The organism is Sphingobacterium arenae (assembly GCF_014692505.1).
In the GTDB taxonomy this organism is placed as follows: Bacteria; Bacteroidota; Bacteroidia; order Sphingobacteriales; family Sphingobacteriaceae; genus Sphingobacterium; species Sphingobacterium arenae.
The window spans coordinates 1,002,498-1,021,687 of the sequence record NZ_JACNYK010000001.1 but is presented as its reverse complement, the minus strand read 5'-3'; the positions used below and the strand labels follow the sequence as shown (position 1 = coordinate 1,021,687).

Sequence of the window (19,190 nt, the reverse complement as noted above, 5' to 3'; positions counted from 1 at the left end):
AGGCAGATCTTAAAACACCATAATCTCCTATCAATTGACCGCGTTTAATTTCACGGCATCCGACGGGAGATCTCTTTCTATCTGAATTTGTTCTTCTTGATAATTTCCAAGTATATTCATGTTCGTTGACCGACGCCCTGATAGATTAAAAATTGCAGATCGGACATCTGTTTGCAGTTGTTCAACCTGTACATCTTGTACATTTCGTAACGTGAGAGCTGGCCCTTCCTTCGGATAAATAGCCATATTTTTAAGATTTATTTTCGCTGACTCCATGATTTCCCCACCCAATTGGGAATGAACGACAAAGTTCTCCACGTTGATATTTTCAATCATGTGTTCTGGCAACCCGTAAAAATACATCGCTTTTCGTGCGCCGGCACAGGTGACGTCAGTGATATAAATATTTCTGAACGTAGGGGTGGTTTCATCCACCGGCGGAATCTCCTCGATTATTTCATCACCATCCTCCAAAGATTCTACAACGGACTTGCCACCATAATATAGATTAAAATGAAGGGGTTCCGTAGCAATGTCAAACATACTGATTTCCCGAATGAATATATTCTCCACGACACCACCACGTCCTCGGCGACTTTTGAAACGCAGCCCTACATCTGTCCCTAAAAATTGACAGTTGGAAACAAGAATATTTTTTACGCCACCGGACATCTCGCTCCCCACGACAAAACCACCATGACCTTTGAATACGGTACAATTGTCGATAATAACATTTTCCGTTGCCCGGTTACGTTTTCTACCGTCTTCGTCCTTTCCAGATTTTATACAAATCCCGTCATCCCCTACATCAAAAGTACTGTTGACAATAATCGCATTTTTGCAGGACTCTAGATCTAGTCCATCGCCATTTTGCGCATACGACGGATTTCTGACCTGCACTCCGTCCAAAATCACGTTTTCACACATCAATGGATGGATATTCCATGCGGGTGAATTCTGGAAAATCACGCCTTGCAGGAAAACGTTTCTACATTCCATAAAACTGACCATCACCGGACGTAGGAAGTCTCTTACAGATTGCCATTCTTCCGCCGTTTGTAAATGACGTGGCACATTCATTTCACTGGTGGTATCCGCATGTAAATATGCAGCAGACGGCATCCAATAATCGTCACGTTTAAACACCCCTCCCGAGGAAGTTGCGCGTTTCCAAAAGCTTTCGGACACCTTACCTTTTTTCAATGGACGCCAGTAATGCCCATTACCGTCGATGGCTCCACTGCCCGTTATCGCAACATTTTCTAAGTTCCGTCCTGAAATCGGCGACTGACATCTGCGGGTATCGAGTCCTTCAAAAGAAGTTTCCACAATGGGATATAAATCTTTGTCAGGCGAAAACAAGATAATCGCCCGATCTTCCAAATGCAAATTAATATTGCTCTTAAAAACAATCGGGCCGGTGAACCACACGCCTGCCGGCACACGAAGCCGTCCACCTCCTTTTTGTGAAAGTGTTTCCATTGCGTTGGCAAATGCCTCTGTGTTCAGCGTTGTTCCGTCTCCGATACCACCGAAATCTATGATCGACACCTCGTTGCCTGGAAATGTAGGCTGTGACAGAACGGGCATATCAAAAGGTAAATCTTCATATAAATATCCGTAGCCTACTTGTTTCGACTGATCGTTTGTACAGGATAAGCATCCCACGGAAATCAAAACCACCAAGAAACGTTTTAATCGGCATATCGTCTTTCTCATCATCATATCTATTTTATTCATCTATATCATCAATAGGTAATTTTTACCGGGCGGATCGAACTGGAATTAGCACGGCTATTCGCCCCCTTCAGCGTAACCCCACCCGAATTTATGCTCATGTACCAAGCGTTGGCATTTACCGCACCCGATACGCTACTACTCCAATAATACCCGGTTGAGTTGGCATTACTCAGGTTTCCGTTGCTACGGCTTCTCCAACCGCCGATCGTACACCAGCTTTCCTGTCCGTTATGCTGTACACGATAGCCCAAATTGGTTGCGTCCCACTCGGCGTCGGCGAATATACTAGCGGCCTTATCGGTGCCCGAAGAAGCTTTTAACCATACATCTACCGGCGCAACCATGTAACCTGCCGGCGACGGATCGTAGACGGACTTGCTCAAGGTCGAAAAAGCTGGAAAATTAAATCCTTCCGGATTTCCCCATAGCGCATCATCTGCGTAATACAGCCAATCGTGTGCATAGCGAAACGGTCGGGATCCGGTACTGCTACCAGTTTGGGATGACCGTATAAATCGTGTTGGGTTCTGCGTAGCGTATTCTATTGTACCCGTTGTTGCTCCTCCGGCGACAACAGGCAGGCTCACGGTGCCATTGCGGTTATACATAGTCGCATTACTATTTTGTCCCATGCTACCGGTACTGACGAATGGATCTTTACGCCCCCATTGGTATAGCGTACCAATGGACCGCCAATCTCCCGGAGTCGCCGATACAGCCCCTAGGTTACGGTCTAAAATCGTGTAGGTATTTCCTTTACCATTGGTTTCCATCTGTATCTCATTCGTTTCCGTCACCCAGATATGAAAAGACCAAAGGATATTTGCTCCTGTTGCATCCGGATCTTCCTGATCGTAGATAGCAATCACGGCGTTGCCCCGCTGTCCGTTAAGTTGTGCTGTAAACGATTTACCATCGACAGCTAAAGCGACGTCGCTCACAAAATCGGGAGATACATCGTTCCACAGCATCTTAGCAGAACGCGGTTGTTTATCCTCGTCTTCATTCGGACGATTTTCATAGGTATAGCGTACACTTGTGGTATAATAAGGTGTACAATCGACGGTAACGGAGGCTGTGCCCGGAGCAACGATAACACTATTGGCTTTTCCATAATAATCTGTTTTTGCCATCCAATTGATATTTTCCAAGTCCACGGCCAATAGCTTACCGCTTTCGATATGTTGTCCCGTTAAGTCGATGGTACAGGTTCCCATACCTTTTAACGTCGTAAACTTCACATCCAAAACATCACTGAACGCCACCGGCGGCAAGGCGATGAACAGTTCTTGTCCAGCAGAAATATCTATTTCTCCCTTTAGCGTAACTTTCGTTGAAGCCCCTTCTTCGACCAAATCCAACTGTCCGTTCTCGCCATTGACCTGCACAGCTCCTATCAGGATGTCCGTTTCGGAAGTTATGGATACCGAGGTAATGGCACTAAATTGGTCGTTGGCAGGTACGATCAGTTTTAATCCGCCACAGACCGGGCTCATTGTCATACTGTCCAACCCCTCATTATCCGTTAAGCTATACAATGGATAGCCCGCCGGATCCACACCTCCTTTAACATATTTTTGAGTCTCAGGCAAGCTAAATTTCAGCATATTGTCCGCTGAAAATTCCGCGTTTGAAGGATAATAGATTAAATATTCTGGTTCTACCGGCACATCGTACAGACTGACCAGACTATTATAAAGAACTGGATAGGCGGTGCCATTGATACCAATCTTATCATTGGCCTTAATCTGATAGGTCAGCTCACTCGCTTCACTGATCGATAAAACAAAGGAATTGGGTTGCTCTACAATAATTTGCTGCAAAGCATCTTTAGAACAATTCGCAAATAAAACGACGATGAGTACTATTTGCAGACTTTTTATCATGGATTTCATAGGAGTAGTTAGTTAGTGATACCAATAGAAAATACATAGTTTTCAATGTTCATGTAACCATTATTAGCCAGCTTCGTTGCATCGGTCGGGTCGTTCTTATCCAAATCATGTTCATCTTCAAAGCTATCCGGCATACCATCGCCGTCACTATCCAGCGGTTTTTCGCCTACGTTGATTTCGCCAACACCTCCCAATGGATATTGTTGGGTATCCCGTTCGTTCTGGATAATTGTACCTTTTGTTCCCAGCGAGGTTAATTCTTCGATCAGATAGCTATCGACCTGATCACGGGCTGGTAAGCTTGCGCCACCGTTCTCCACAATCCATGCATAAGCTTCCTCCGCATTTGTCTGTTGTTCTATGGCAGGGAACACATTTGGTCTCGACGAAAGAAATATCGGACTGCCCGAGCAATATTCCTCCCAATTGGTTTCGGGGATAATCTCCACTCCATTCAGGGTTCCATCTTTGTCGTGATCATAAAAATTACCGGTATAGTACGCGCTGAAATTTTCATTTCCTCCAGTAAACGGACGGGATGGGTTCATCGGTACCAATTGCAACTCCAGACTGCCATCGTCCAATCTAACCTCCTGCCAATTTACGACCGGTCCTTTGATAAAATAGTTATCTTCGATACTGGTCAATGAAAGTCCCTCCGAGCCACCTCCCATATCATAGGCTGTACCGCTGCCCCAATTATACACTACATTGTTGATAAACTGGTTTAAGCCTTTGACTTTCGGATTGCGCGTTTTGTTGTCAATATACAAGTTACGGAACAAGGTGATGCCATTTTCCTCTGTTGTCTGCATTAATCCCCCACAGGAGTGATTTTGCAACCCCTGACCGATGAAGGAATTTTGTATGGTGATATTTCGTGTTGTATTGCTGTTGATGGAAAAATTTTCGTCGCGTCCCCATGTTGCGGAAATATGGTCAAAGATCATATTTTCACCCGAAGCGATCCCCATGGCATCCTGACCGCTGGGACCATTCCTCCCCATCCTTACGCGGATATAACGACAGATAACATTTGTAGCTCCTGAAGCAGAAATACGATTTCCATAAAGAACAATTCCGTCTCCCGGGGCTGTCTGCCCCAAGATCGTCAAATCGGAGTTCAATACCAAAACACTTTTCAGGTTTATTACACCCGCCACGTCAAACACCACGATTCTTCCGGGCTGGCTAACCGCATCCCGTAACGATCCTTCGCCACTATCTTCTAGGGTGGTAACGCGATACACATCGCCTCCACGGCCTCCGGTTGCGTTGCGACCAAACCCTTCAGCTCCGGGAAACGCGACTACCTCTCCGTAATCGGGAAAAGGCCCCTGACTTGGTTTCGTATAAATACGTACGTCCGTCAAATCCGCTTTGGTGCAGCCGATAGTCCCTAGTCCCGCAAACAGTACCAAGGCTAACGTTTTTCTAAAAAAAGGATTATTCTTCATTTCGAATAATTGTTTATAAGTGAATAGTCTTGTCCCTACAATGATTAGTCCGATGCGTTAAAAAAATCCTTAACGTATATTCCAACGAATCCAAAAATAAGCTACCCGACCGCCTTGAACATTTAAAAATTGACTTATTCCATCTAAAAACTGATCAAAACCATGTGATTGCGATTTTTAGGCTTCTATAATGTATACGATTCGATCTCGAAGACAAAAGTAGTCGATGTTTCAGCCGTCCCTCCCTGCGTCGCACCAAAGAGGTAACACGGTGTTCCCTTATGTTTGTCGAGTAATAACATAGGCCGCTCCAAACGACCAAAGCGTTTGAGATGCGCGGGAGGATCGCTTTCCTGCACGTAGCTCTTCATATCCAAATAAGAGACCTGAGGTTCCGACCAACGGAGACCGTCCGGAGAAGACAACAACAGTCCAAACTCATGGTTATAAAACCCCATATCCCGGGCAATCATGTAATACATCCCTGCTTCCTTCCATACAAAAGCATCTTCCAGTTGCGCATTATTCGGACTGTCCGAGAAATCGATAACGGGGTTCTCCGACACTTTTAAATAGGGTCCCTGTGGATGATCTGCCTTTGCTAAGCCGTATTTTCGATTTCCCCGTACCGACCCCGATTGGTTTTGGTATTCTGCAGTATTCCAAGATTTATAAAACAGCCAATATTTGCCATCATTCCCCTTCACAAAGGCAGGATTCGTCGTACAATGATCGTCCCAAGCGCCCTTCTCTCCCGGCATTAGCGTGGGACTATCCAGTCGTTCCCAAGGTCCATCCAAGCTTTTTGAAGTAGCAATACCAATGCGTTTGGTATCGGTTTTTCCATTTGAATTCCCCATATAGAACAGGTAATAGGTATCCCCAACTTTCTGAATGAGGGGATTATGACAGGTTGTACTGTCCCAATATCCTTCCCTTGGACGAAGCACCACACCAAGATCTTTAAAAGGTGCATCCGGGCGTTCGGCGACAGCATGCGCAATCTCCGATCCCCGAATCCAACCACTCATACCCTTCTCTTTCTTCCAACGGGAATAAAAGAGATGTACTTTGTCGTCATCGCCCCAAATTGGAGAAGAACACCAAATGTAGTAGTCTGCCAGAGCGAACGAGCGACCGATAGGTTTTAACGCAAAAGCCGGCGTATTACCCGCATTAAATGCATAAAGAGACGGTGTCACCATCGCACCCGACAATAAAAAAAAGCTAGCTTTTATAAAATCTCTTCTGGAATGTCCAGCGCGTTGTCCTGTTATTTTTGTCATGGTTTTATTTATTTAACATCGCTGTTCAGGTCTATGTCTCTAATATAGAGAAAAATACAACTGCCGGTGTCATGGACTATCCTGCCTATCCGGATTATTGATCCAATTCCAATAAACCCATGATAAACGGCCCTGTAGCTTTGGCATCATTTTCCCGGATACGTTCGTTGACGTAATAATCATAGCTTCCGTCACGGTAAGGATGTCCACCCAAACCCGCGACCGCATTACATTGGATAAGGGTGAGTGTACCGTCTACGTCTTTCTTTAGCAGCTTTTTTTGTATACCTTTTAAAGTCCTCTCGGCTATGGCGTGATAAGATTGGGGGATGTAACCTCTATTAGCCGCTTTTGCAAAACTGTACATAAACATGGCGTTGACGGAAGCCTCCTGATAATTTTTTTCCTTCCCTGCCTGATCCAATACCTGCCACCATAAGCCTTCTTCGTCTTGATATTTAGGCAGGGTCTTAGCAAGGCCGTCGATAATTGCCACAATCTCGTCTCTTTTCGGGTAATCTTCCGGAATAAAATCAAGCACATCAACCAATGCCATAAACCACCAACCGATACTACGTCCCCAAAAGTTCGGCGACTGCCCCGTCACTTTATTGGCCCACTGTTGCTTTTTGCTTTCGTCCCAAGCGTGGTAATAAAGTCCAGTTTGGGGATCATAGGTATGCTTCGCCGTTACGAGAATGTGATTGATCACATCGTCAAAATATGCATTATCGCCGGTAAACTTTCCGTATGCGGCAATGAAAGGATCCGCCATATAAATACCATCTAGCCAGATTTGATGCGGATAAATCAATTTATGCCAGTAGGCTCCCTCCAATGTACGGGGATGCACTTTCAACTGGGACATCAAATTTTCAATGGCTAATTTATATTTTTCTTTCCCCGTTTTTTCGTATAACGTGAATAGGATTTTACCGGGATTGATATAATCGATATTGTAGGTCTCTCTTTTGTAGAGATGGATACTTCCCTCTTCATTAATGATCGTATCTGCCCACGTCTCAACATAATCGAAATATTTCTGATCGCCGGTCTTCTCCCACATTTTCAACATGGCTAGACAGCCCAGTCCCTGACCGTATCCGAAGTAAAGTCGCTTGCCATGATCAATCTGCCAAGCTTCCGGAAATCGTTGCATTTCGGATTCCGCAAATCGCAGATATAGTTTCCTTTCCTGTGCTTTAACCCACGCACCGGAGAAACAGAAAACAACAAAAGCTACAACGGTTATATGATATCTCATTTATTTATCTTTTTACGAAATTTATTAATATAGAGGGTGCTGTTGTCCACGTAATCCCGGGTTTGCATCGATCGTGTTGGTAGAGAGCGGAAACAGTTCTACCTTATTCTTTTCCAACCCACGGAAAATATTTTTCACCCAAACTTCGTTAGCCGTGAATCTATTATTAAAAAAGGCGGCTGTGCTTCCATACATATCTAAGATCGTATAACCTTGACTCTCCAGTTCCTCTTTTTCACTTGGTGTCGGTTCATTTTCCAACGGTATAAAATCTAAGGCTACGGTCGGATCATTGAATGTCTTTGCATCCGTTATCTGATAAGCTCTATACCTCGCGACCTCCGTATATTTCCCGGTATGGTTTGCCAGATCCAGTATTTCTTGTTTCGTTTCCGTGAGTTTCTCGTACAGTATGCCCCAACGGATTAAATCGGTTCTGCGCCAACCTTCAAAGCCCAGCTCTAGCTTCCGTTCCTGTATGATCGCGTTTTTGAAATCCGCATATGTTGTCGGCGTTTCTCCGATCTTAGAACGATCATTTTGGAAGGCACGCAAACGCACTTTTTCGTACATTTCTACCGCCACGCCCGTCGGCCCATTGTTCAACTCGTTTTCTGCTTCCGCATACATTAACAATACATCCGCATACCGCAAATGAATCCAATTGATATCTCTTTTATTTACCGCCACGCCTTCATCCGCTTTCCAGTTCACCCGAAATTTACCTATCATGTGATTGGCATAGGTGTTCATCTGATGCGCGCTATCTGCCGTAAGGGCATAATTCGAAATGGTCACATCGCGGCGAACGTCGCCGTCTTCAAACTCAAAGTAGTACGTTGGTAAAGCCGCCATAGCGGGTTGCGATTTATTGTAGAACGATTGGCTATGTGCGAACAGGCCATTAGTGTAACCGATTCTTGTCTCATTACGATCGTTCCCTTTTTGTCCATATTCAAACATCGACTCCTGATTATATTTTCCATTGAGCAAATCTCTAAAAATCGTTTCGTAGTCGATCAACTCATTTTCTCCTCTATCGACAACGGCTTTACAGGCATCCCGTGCGATCTCGTAAAGTTCTTGAATACGTTGCGTATCGGAACGTCGCGCCAATTGTACGCTACCCGGTGCATAGCTATCCAGATCCCAACGCAGGGAATAACCCGCTGCATATAATGCGATGCGCGCCAACAATCCATAGGCAGCATTCTTTGACACACGTTCCACCGGCATCCCCGACTCGCCCTTCCAAGGTAATAATTCAATAGCTTGCTGCAGATCCCGCACACAACCATCCAATATCGTATCTCTGCTTACGCGAGACGAGGAGAAGTTTGGCATTTCCACAACGGGGATAGTCGGATAGGGCACATCACCAAAATGACGCACGACATGCAGCATATTCATACCCCGGATAGCATAAGCTTCTCCCAGCAGTGTATTCAGCTTGTCCTGTTCAGCTTCGTCCGCACTCGTCATCAACGGTATATTTCTAATCAACACATTAGCTTGTTCCACACCGGCGTACATCGTCGTATAGGTACTCGTCGGGCTGACAGCAGGGCTATACACATAATTGGAAACCTGGTTTTTCGAGTTGGTTTCCCCCTCGGTAGAAAAGATTTCATCATTTCCCATACCAAATTGATAAAAGAGTTCGGCGTTAAACGTACTGGTGTAAGCTCCTAAGACCGCCATTTCCACCTTCCCTACGTCCTCAAAAATCGTTGAGCTGTCAAAATCCTTTTCTGATGGCAGTTCCAGAAAATCTTTACACGATGTTGTACCCAATAGAAGGCCTGCAATAACAATATATATTTTCTTCATGATACGATTCGTTAAAACGTTAAATTAATTCCCGTTACAAAGCTCTTTATCCGCGGATAGGCCGAGTTGTCTACGCCTCGCGTAAGAATCTCGTCGGTCGCAGAAACCTCCGGATCAAATCCAGCGTAATTGGTAAAAGTGTGTATATTGTTTAATGTAACATAAAACCTTAACCGTTGGATAAATGCCTTCTTAGAGACTTCTCCCGGTAATGTATAACCGAGCGTAATATTGTTTATGCGCAAAAAAGAGGCATCTTCTAAATAGTAATCTAAGGGGTCGGATATGGCGATGTTGTTGCTCGCATTTAAGCTCCATACCTGACGCTCATCTTGTTGATTCGGATTCAACTCCGCCAAACGATTTAGATCGTTTGTTTCCAGACCGGTGCTGGGATCTATTAGGGTGAAGCGATCGGCCATGTAACCCAGCGAATTCTGGTTGGGTAAATAAGGCCCCATAAAGCGCTGGCTATTCATATTGAACACCTTGTTTCCATAGGCAAAATTCAAAAACACACTAAGATCGAATCCTTTATAGATAAATTCGTTGTTAAATCCGCCAAAAAATTTAGGCTCCGGGTTTCCTAATTCGGTCCGATCGTCCGCCGACCACACCGGATTGCCATCGTCGTCTGTTTGGCCGGCTACAGGAAGGTATTTTACGTCACCCGGTTTAACCGCGGAACGGTCTTTACCTTTAAGAGAAGCCACCCCATCTCTCAAGGTGTAGCTGCCATCGCCGTTTTGCACGAAGTCGTCTGTCGTATACACGCCATCGTATTTATAGCCATAAAAAGTACTGATCGGGCCGCCTACACTGGTATAAAAGTTGATCCTGGACTCATAATTGGTGATCATGTAATCATTGCCGGCGCTTCCGAAAAGCTGCCCCACTTTCGAGCGGTTGAACGTCATATTGAAGGCCGACCGCCATTGGAAGTTCTCGTTACGGATATTCAACGTATTCAAGGAGAGTTCGACACCTCTATTTCGCAATGTGGCGACATTTTGGTATTGCTCGCTGTATCCCGTCGACGTGGGGATTGCGGCCTTCAATAATAAATTCTTCGACTCGTTGTTGTAAAAATCGGCAGTCAAGTTTACCCGGTTGTTTAGCAAGGCCACATCTAGTCCAACATTTGCTGTTTGGGTCTTTTCCCAAACCAAGGCAGGGTTTCCTAGCGTATTACTGGGCTTTACGCCGATGACCGTCTTATTGTCTACCGCAACAACCGTCGACCCGTATAAGGTGGCATACCGCGTACTTCCAATTCGATCATTTCCGGTAGTACCATATCCGACGCGAAGTTTCAACTGATCAAAAAGTCCATTATCTTCCATGAAGCTTTCATTATGGATATTCCAAGCAGCGGATGCAGAGGGGAAAGCCCCCCATTTGTTACCTTGTCGGAACGTGGATACACCATCGGCGCGGACGGTCGCCGTCACTAAATAACGGTCATTGTAATTGTAGATTCCACGGAAGAAGCCAGACACCAGGCCATATCGACGAGCTTCGGATTCACCACGTTCGGTTCGCCCCGCTAAACTCACGTCTTTAAGCCCAAAATTACTGGCTGGGAATTCAAAATACTCGTGTTTAAGACCTTGGCTTTCTTCGTACCGCACTTCATGACCGCCCATTAAATTGATATGATGATTTCCCAAATTTTTCATCCAAGACAAGGTATTCGTCCATTGCCATTCAAAACCTTCCGCATTGTTTATATCTCCATAAGGACCTCCGTTATTCTGTGCATCTCGGGTTCGTCCATCGTCCCAAAAATCCGTACGCGTTTGCCCCCACTGATAGGATCCCTGCGTCCGAAAAGTGAAATCGTTCAGAAACTTCGCCGTTAAACCCACATTTACATTCGCTAATCGGGAAGCCCGCTCTCGGGTACGCGCGTCGTTCATGATAATGGGGTTGGAAATATCGTACTGCGAGTCGATCAATTGCATCTCATCCCCAATATCCGTATACAACATTTCTTCGTCAGTATAACGGATTCCACCCGTGGCGGGCTGCAAAGCTGACATCTTGAGCATACCGCCCAGCGATCCTCCACCTTGTCTATTGGCATCTTGGAACAAGGAATTGAAATCCACATTCACACCTTCAAACAGCTGATGGTCAACCTTAGCACGTACACTATTTCGCCGGAAACCCGATTTCGCCAAAATACCGTCTTGATTGGTGTTATTGTAAGACAGCATTAATTTTGTTTTCTCGTTTCCGCCGGAAATATTTAGGTTGTGGTTTTGCAACAAGGCGTTTCCACCGAATACTTCTTCCTGCCAGTCAATACCAGCACGTGTACCATAGTCGTTATGGATACGTGCATATGCGCCCGAAGCGAAATTAGAATCGTCCACATCTCCTCCATACATATTTGCAAAGTTGGCGGTGTTGCCGGCGAGTGTTTGGAATTCGTATTGATATTTTACATAATCTTCTACGCCGAGCAAATCGAGTTTTTTGCTCAACCGTTCAAAACTCAGATAGGTATTATAATCGACCGTAGTACGGCCAGATTTTGCAGATTTCGTGGTAATCAATACCACGCCATTCGCGCCACGGGCACCATAAATTGCGGTTGCCGAGGCATCTTTTAGGATATCGATACTTTCGATGTCGTTGATGTCAATTTTCATCAAAGCATCTTCCATAACGAACCCGTCTACAACATACAAGGGTTTCGTTGAACCGGTGATGGATGTCCCACCACGCACGGTAATATTGACATCAGCTCCGGGCGCACCGCTCTGCGTGACCACGTTCACACCAGCGACTTTTCCGGTTAATGCTTGCGCTGCCGTTGTAACGGGAACTTGACGAATATCGTCCCCTTTCACGGAACCCACCGCACCAGTCAGATCTCTTTTTCTGGCTGTACCATAACCGATCACGACAACTTCGTCCAAATCATTGTTGGCTGCCATCAGCAAGACGGTAATCGGATTTCGACTGCTTACAGTCACCTCTTCGGGCATATATCCCACATAGCTTGTCTGTAATATGTCGCCCACTTCTATAGGAAGCGAAAAAGTTCCGTCTTCGTCCGTCAGTGTGCTCGTATTTTTTCCTTTAATCTGTACACTAGCTCCGCTGATGGGTTGATTACTGGCATCGGTAACTCTCCCCGACAAGGAAAATTCTTGCGCCTTACCCAACGAAATCATAGCAAAAAAGAGTAACAGGCACACCACTCCCCCCTTTACGTTTTGTCTAACAGTTAGCATCATAAATGTTTCAGTTTATAGTTACTTCCTGTCAAAAGTAGGGGTCAGTGCGTGTTTTACACTTTCAAAAATTGACGTATTTTATCTAAAAATTGACAAAACAACTAAATAGCAGGAGGTCATCACCTATTTCAACGGATACTTCACAAACCAGTTCTGTTCGTTCATCAAATGGCCTCTAACCTGCTGCTTTTGTCCATCTGGATATTTTGCAGAAACGATATCGGCTAAGATAGCTGGATCATTCCATCGCTTGGCAATACGCATCAATGCAAAATAAGCTTTTGCTTCGCCTGCACTTTCCATCAGCGTTTCTTCCGCTACAAGTTTGTCCAATGCCTTCATATATGCGCGTTTCTTCTCCTCGGTATCCAGATCATCTTTTGATAAGCCTTGTGGGTATACCGGAGCAAGGCTTACTCTCCTTCGGATCCCCATATTGATTGCAAAATGGGAATTGATCGTAGGATCATCAAACGGAGCTTCCAAATTATCTCCGTTGCGCGATCGATATAGCTCAACACCATCATTAAACAAAGCCTCTGCCGGTCCAAACTTTCCTAGGTTATTCAGCGCTTCGATTACAAAGAAATGCACATCGGAATCCCGGTAAATTGAAATATGGACATTGTTTTTATAAATTTCAGAAGCACTCTCGCGATCTCTGGAAAACTTACGGATCACCCACTCCCCATTTTGGAAATAATACGTAAAATCAACACCCCGATATCGATCTCCCAGGGTATGCCCATCATAACGTAATTGCGACTCGTAACGTTGCATAGCCACCTCTGTAGGTTTTAGATAATAAACAGAAGGTTCCTCGTTCGAGAAAAAACGGATTAAACGATTGGTCTGGTTTCTTTCAAAATCGTAAGGAACCATATTAATCAGCACGCGCGTACGCGTGATAGGATCTCGTGTAAATGCCTGTATCCATTCACCATTCCAATCCTCATTGCTGACTTTATATCTTTTGCCACCGCCATCTGAAATAAACGGTATACCGATGTCCACTACGCGCTGATATTCTTTATTCCACAGGTACAATTCCATACGAAGAGGAGCCGGTGACGGACAGATCATGTTCCACACCAAATCTTGTTGGTTGGCCGGTATACCGGGGTATAATATATTTCCCCAATTGGCTTCATATAGGCCATTTACACCATCTTCACCATTTTCCATCAGGGTAATCAACTTCGGAATCAATTCATCGAAACCGATTACCGGAATCTCACCTATTTTATCTAGATTCAGGTCTGGATCGTCGAAATAGGCTACCTGCCCGTATAATTTACCCAAAGTCAAGTAAGTCCACACTTTAAAACGGATAGTTCCGGATATCAATGCCGCATAGTGCGCCTCCTCAATGGCAGTGGGGTTGCTTTTTCTGTACGCAATAATCTTACTCAGGTAAGCGTTTGCATTGACGATCAAATCGTAATACGGTCTCGGATTGGCAAAGCTATTGCCTGGCTTTTCCTTGAAATTGTATAAATCCCAAAGATCCTGCGGAGCATTCGCGGTCGGCTCGAGTAAATCCGTACGTAAATCACTGAGAAACACCGTCTGGTCCGCGATTGCCTGCATTTTAGACGCAACGCCCATATAACCGGAATACAGCTCATTCGACTCCTTTACATAATCTTTATCTAGCAATATATCGTTCGTATCCACTTCAAAATAACGGGAACATCCCGTTAAAGTCAAGGCAGCAGTGGCTATTCCACATACGAAAAAACTCCTTCTTATATTCATATTCTTCATTACAGCTTAATGTTAACACCAAATTTAAATGTACGTGGCAATGGAATCTTACCATAATCTGCTCCCATATAGCTAATCGCATTGCTATATGCGGTCACGGGATCCAAACCAAGATAGTCTGTCCATGTAAATAAGTTTTCGCCAGCAATGTACCATTCCGAATTAGATAGCACATTTAGTCGGTGCTGTCCAAACTTATACGACAGGGTGATGTTTTCCAGTCGTAGGAACGATGCATCTTCTATCCACCTGTTTGAAAAGCGCGCATTTTCCATAGGGTCACCATAAGCAGCTTGGGGAATATTGGTCTGCTGACCGTCAGTTTGCCAGCGGCGGAGTACGGCTTCCGACTGATTGGCATAACTATCCATGCTCTCCATGCTACGACGTAAACCGTTGTACATCTGATTTCCTTGGCTGAAACTGAGCAATCCCTGTAGATGGATGTTTTTATAACGGATGCTAAGGGAGGTTCCTCCGAAAAGGTTTGGCAAACTGTTGCCCAACGATACCTGGTCTTCATTGTCAATTACGCCATCTTGATTAATATCTGCGAAGTGCGCATCACCGGCACCAAAATATCTGTTCTTATAATCCTGTAATCCCAAAGCGTCTGCCTCTGCATCACTGGAAATAACACCGCGGAAGTTTGCCCCGTAAAAAGAGAAGGGAGAGACGCCGACGCGATTAATGCGGGTAACACCGTCCGCCTGCTGATGGAGCATATCGGCTCCACCGACCAAACGCTTAACCTTACTATTCAAGGTAGACAGATTACCTCTCCAGGTTAAAGACCAGTCCCGGTTATCGATGACTGCCACATTCAGCTCCACTTCCAGCCCTTGATTGTCTATGGCACCGCCATTCATGTAGATCCGGTCGATGCCACCGATCGGCGAGACAGGAAAGGCATTTAATAAGTTGCTGGCACGATTAAAATAATAGCCTACATTAAGATTCAGGCGCTGGTTAATACCCGAGAAAATTAAATTCGCCTGCCAGTTTTCGTTATCTTCCCAGCGGATGTTTTGATTAGGAATGTTACCTACCACGATGCCCGCTAATTGCCGGTACAACTGGCTCCCATAATATGCCTGTCCAATCTTCGACGAAAAGCGACTATTTCCAGTCTTCACATAGCCAATTTTAAATACGAGGTTATCAATACTGTTGATGTCTTTCAAAAGTGCTGTGTTGGACAGTAGGAACGACAAATCGGCTGCCGGGAACACACCGAAACGGCTGGCATTCGCCCCCGATACAGACGAACCATCTATACTCAAATTGACGTCCAATTTGGCTAAACTACGCCAACTGTACTGTGTATAGCCGTATATGTTCATCCAATTCCACTGTTCATTGTAGCCCCAAAAAAGGCGACCAGCATTATTCACATAATTGAGGGTACGGTAGAAATCCGAGCTGGTGTTTCTTCCACTTCCGGCATCATACTCCTGAGAAGTTAACAAGCCCTGTACACCGCCTCCGAAGAACGCCTCATCCTGATTCCAATTTTTGTGGTAGGTTCCGTAGAGGTTCCATGAAATATTGGACGTTTGTCCCGCTCCTGCTCTGGCGCTATTTAACGCTAGTCCATCTTCAAGCGGCAGGATCGTACCACTGGATAATCCGGGGATGAAAGCATTCTGCCGTGTATAATTGGAAAAGAGGCCTAAAACAGCGTTTAATCTAAAGCGATCGGTAGCTTGATAGCCTAAGTTTGCCTGCACAAACACATCATAGATATCCGATTTAAAATCGGCAGTTTGCAAAAGCGCCAATGGGTTGGAAACACCAAACTGTCCGACGCGATCCAGATCTGGCAAAACATTATTGTCCACATCTTTTTGGTATGGGCTAAGGATCGGCGCTCGGTATAATGCAGATATTAAGGGGTTTGTTGCCGTTAGGATACCCTGTTCCTGTAAACGGGAAGTACTATACGTAAGCGCTGTAATAGCTTTTAAATCGAACTTACCTCCTAAATTGATGCTGGAATTCAAGCGTGTGCTATATCGTGTGGTCGCAGTCTGATCCAGTGCCCCTTGCTGGCTAAGTACGCCCAGCGACAAATCATATTTCGCTACCGCATCGCCACCTTTGATACGCAAATGGTTATCAGTTACAAAGGCATTTCGATAAATGACATCTTGCCAATCTGTCGTATTATTGTATAGGTAGTTATAATAGTAGTCCGGATCATCACGCAGGAAAGGGAACCTCGTCAATAGTTCGCCCATATCTTCGTATTGCGTCATGCCGACACTACCTAGTAAACTTTTATACGCACTACCTCCCAATAAAGGTAGTGTGCTATAATTGTGGGCGAGACCATAGTTACCTCTGAATTCTACAACGGTTTCCAAATCGTCGGAGGACGATGTTTCTAAAAGAAGTACGCCGTTCGATCCCAAGGATCCGTATCGGGCAGTCTCTGCTCCCTTCAACAAACGGATATGTTTGATATCTTGCAAGGCAAAGGGTGCGAACGTCCCTCTGGAATAGCCGCCGATAATGGGCGAGTTTCCTAAATCTGGCAAATACGGCACACCATCGACCACAATCAATGGTGTATTATCCGCATCGAACGAGCGTACGCCTCGAAAGTTCAACATCCCCCCTTCGGAGACCATCCCACTCTTATTGAGAACGCGCAGTCCCGTCATTTCGCCCGTTAATACCTGCTCGATATCGACGGCGCCCGCACGATAGTCGTTATCAGACAGCACGTTGCTGTTCTTATCAGAAAACGTTCCGTCGACCACATTGATATAGTTTGTCCGCCCTTCACCAATCAATGTTATTTCGAAAGTACTGCGTCCCAAAATTTCTACGTATGCCTCATAGTATCCCGGGCTCCAGATCCGAATCGTAGTGGCCCGATCGTCGACCTCATCCAATGTAAAGGATCCATCTTTCTTCGTACGGACGTTGGACGTTGTATTTAATACCGTCACCACTGCATCGGGTACCGGACTTTTATCGTAATTACTAACCACCTTTCCGGTAATCGTCGTTTGTGCAAACACAGGAACGACCCCTAACGCCAACATGGTAAACAATAGCGAACGCCATATCCTCTTTTTCGTTATCTTCGTCATATATTCAGTTAATATTCGGTTCATTAATAGTTATTTTGTGTTGGGATCAAAGCCCAGTGGTAAAGATCCAGCCGTTCAACATTTCCTTTACCTAGGCCTGCAAACTCCACCTTAATTTTAAAGGAACGCACATCGTCACCCTCAAGCATAACCGGGCCGACCAATCCACCCCAACCGTTGTACTTCGTTCCAGGCACCGTATTCGTATTCCGATCGAAATGCCAAGGTGTTGCCGGCTCCACATTGAGATTTAACGCAACGGGTTTATCGTCAATATAAATATTGACAAAGGGATGGTTCGTTGCTCGGAATCCCATATACAGGTTATACTCTCCGGGCGGTACTTCGACGACCTTATAATCCGTCGAACCATCTGCGTTCCGCTCCAACATAACTGGTGTATAGTCAATCGATGTTGGTTTGTTATCTTCCAGATCACCCTCTATCCGTAGTGTGCGATAAGTTATCTCTACACCAATAGTAGGAAACGTTACGGTAACATCATCTGCAGGTCCAATACTTTTGACGTTATTCAATGTAAACCGCAAATCCTTCTCGTCATCCGGTACAAACTCCCAATAATGAAACAATTGCTTAATCATACTGATATGGACGTTATTTGGTATTTTGAGTTTGCTGATCTCGTAGATACGGCCGTTGCTCATGCGCCTAAAATTTGGGTCTACTTTTTGCACGGAAGGCTTCCAAAGCTTTCCAAAAACTGATGTAAGATCTTCTCCCGAAACATCATCGAGTAATGATTTATAAAAGATAGCATCTTTGATCCAGATGAAGGCCACTAAAGAATCCTCTTTCAAAAATTCCTTACCAAATTGATCGTACAATAGTCCTAGATCATTAAAACAATTTTCGATAACGTGATTGCTAGGCAAAAACATCGTTATTTCCGAGAACTCCGACCGGATATCTGCTTTTTCGAAAATAGGGTTGGTAATTACATATACCGAGTCATACAGCGTATTACCCGTCGGGTCCACACCAATCGGAATACTGTTTTCTAGGTCAAAAATGGTATCGTTCATCGCGAGGATGGTATCCCGGATGATCGAGTAATCACTACCCAACGCTTCTACGTATTCATAAATGCTCAAATCGGGGGTCAAGAGTTGGTCGATCTCATGGACTACACCGTTCTGGCAAATCTGATTCCCTTTCACGACTGCTGCATCACCGACGTGTACGACCCCGCCATCTTTGTTTATCGATAAATATTTACCATTGAAGGTCATCACACGTAACCCACTCTTGAGCTTGGTATTATCATACATCAAACTGTTGATATGGTACCGCAGGATAAACTCGGTATCTTCTCCCAAATTATTCAATGCGCCCATTTTTTCATTAGAAACCGCCCAAATAGTCAGGTTCTGGTCGCGCGCGAGTTCCGCTGCCAAATCATATTCTTCTAGCTTGGCCACAAAGTCCGAATACTGGGGCTGCGATTTTAAATAGGCCAAAAGATTCAGGGAAGATACTGTTCCCTCTTCTTCTCCGTAATGGGTGTCCCAGTTTTTGTTACAACCGACAAGTATGGTAACTAAACATACTGTCGCATAAATTATCTGTTTCATAACAATAAGG

General features: G+C 44.9%; 10 protein-coding genes. All 10 read right to left on the bottom strand.

What is annotated here, in order from left to right:
- Positions 1-30: 30 nt before the first annotated feature.
- Complete coding sequence (locus tag H8B17_RS03830) at positions 31-1,740, bottom strand: glycoside hydrolase family 28 protein (RefSeq protein ID WP_223816350.1); 1,710 nt, start codon at positions 1,738-1,740, stop codon at positions 31-33.
- Between the two features lie 8 nt (positions 1,741-1,748).
- Positions 1,749-3,626 (bottom strand): hypothetical protein, encoded by a 1,878-nt coding sequence (locus tag H8B17_RS03825; RefSeq protein ID WP_190307817.1) that lies wholly within the window; start codon positions 3,624-3,626, stop codon positions 1,749-1,751.
- A 17-nt stretch (positions 3,627-3,643) separates the two neighbouring features.
- Entirely contained in the window at positions 3,644-5,092 is a 1,449-nt protein-coding gene (locus H8B17_RS03820; protein WP_223816349.1) for a pectate lyase family protein, read from the bottom strand.
- Positions 5,093-5,277: 185 nt separating this feature from the next.
- The gene (locus tag H8B17_RS03815; RefSeq protein ID WP_223816348.1) at positions 5,278-6,378 is read right to left on the bottom strand and encodes a glycoside hydrolase family protein; all 1,101 of its coding nucleotides are present in this window, start codon (positions 6,376-6,378) and stop codon (positions 5,278-5,280) included.
- 94 nt (positions 6,379-6,472) lie between these two features.
- A complete protein-coding gene (locus H8B17_RS03810; protein WP_190307816.1) occupies positions 6,473-7,642 on the bottom strand; it encodes a glycoside hydrolase family 88/105 protein in 1,170 nt (389 codons plus the stop codon).
- Positions 7,643-7,666: 24 nt separating this feature from the next.
- Positions 7,667-9,472 (bottom strand): RagB/SusD family nutrient uptake outer membrane protein, encoded by a 1,806-nt coding sequence (locus tag H8B17_RS03805; protein WP_190307815.1) that lies wholly within the window; start codon positions 9,470-9,472, stop codon positions 7,667-7,669.
- Between the two features lie 11 nt (positions 9,473-9,483).
- Entirely contained in the window at positions 9,484-12,720 is a 3,237-nt protein-coding gene (locus tag H8B17_RS03800; RefSeq protein WP_223816347.1) for a SusC/RagA family TonB-linked outer membrane protein, read from the bottom strand.
- 123 nt (positions 12,721-12,843) lie between these two features.
- Positions 12,844-14,478, bottom strand: a complete 1,635-nt coding sequence (locus tag H8B17_RS03795; protein ID WP_190307814.1) for a RagB/SusD family nutrient uptake outer membrane protein — start codon at positions 14,476-14,478, stop codon at positions 12,844-12,846.
- Positions 14,479-14,486: 8 nt separating this feature from the next.
- Entirely contained in the window at positions 14,487-17,612 is a 3,126-nt protein-coding gene (locus H8B17_RS03790; RefSeq protein ID WP_190307813.1) for a SusC/RagA family TonB-linked outer membrane protein, read from the bottom strand.
- Positions 17,612-19,180: a fasciclin domain-containing protein gene (locus tag H8B17_RS03785; RefSeq protein ID WP_190307812.1), complete on the bottom strand. Its 1,569-nt coding sequence runs from the start codon at positions 19,178-19,180 to the stop codon at positions 17,612-17,614. Before H8B17_RS03785 ends, H8B17_RS03790 begins: the two co-directional genes overlap by 1 nt.
- Positions 19,181-19,190: the final 10 nt, after the last annotated feature.

Coding starts and splice junctions, on each gene's coding strand:
- H8B17_RS03830 (WP_223816350.1), bottom strand. CDS start 1,740: ATGAATAAAATAGATATGATGATGAGAAAGACGATATGCCGATTAAAA.
- H8B17_RS03825 (WP_190307817.1), bottom strand. CDS start 3,626: ATGATAAAAAGTCTGCAAATAGTACTCATCGTCGTTTTATTTGCGAAT.
- H8B17_RS03820 (WP_223816349.1), bottom strand. CDS start 5,092: ATGAAGAATAATCCTTTTTTTAGAAAAACGTTAGCCTTGGTACTGTTT.
- H8B17_RS03815 (WP_223816348.1), bottom strand. CDS start 6,378: ATGACAAAAATAACAGGACAACGCGCTGGACATTCCAGAAGAGATTTT.
- H8B17_RS03810 (WP_190307816.1), bottom strand. CDS start 7,642: ATGAGATATCATATAACCGTTGTAGCTTTTGTTGTTTTCTGTTTCTCC.
- H8B17_RS03805 (WP_190307815.1), bottom strand. CDS start 9,472: ATGAAGAAAATATATATTGTTATTGCAGGCCTTCTATTGGGTACAACA.
- H8B17_RS03800 (WP_223816347.1), bottom strand. CDS start 12,720: ATGATGCTAACTGTTAGACAAAACGTAAAGGGGGGAGTGGTGTGCCTG.
- H8B17_RS03795 (WP_190307814.1), bottom strand. CDS start 14,478: ATGAATATAAGAAGGAGTTTTTTCGTATGTGGAATAGCCACTGCTGCC.
- H8B17_RS03790 (WP_190307813.1), bottom strand. CDS start 17,612: ATGAACCGAATATTAACTGAATATATGACGAAGATAACGAAAAAGAGG.
- H8B17_RS03785 (WP_190307812.1), bottom strand. CDS start 19,180: ATGAAACAGATAATTTATGCGACAGTATGTTTAGTTACCATACTTGTC.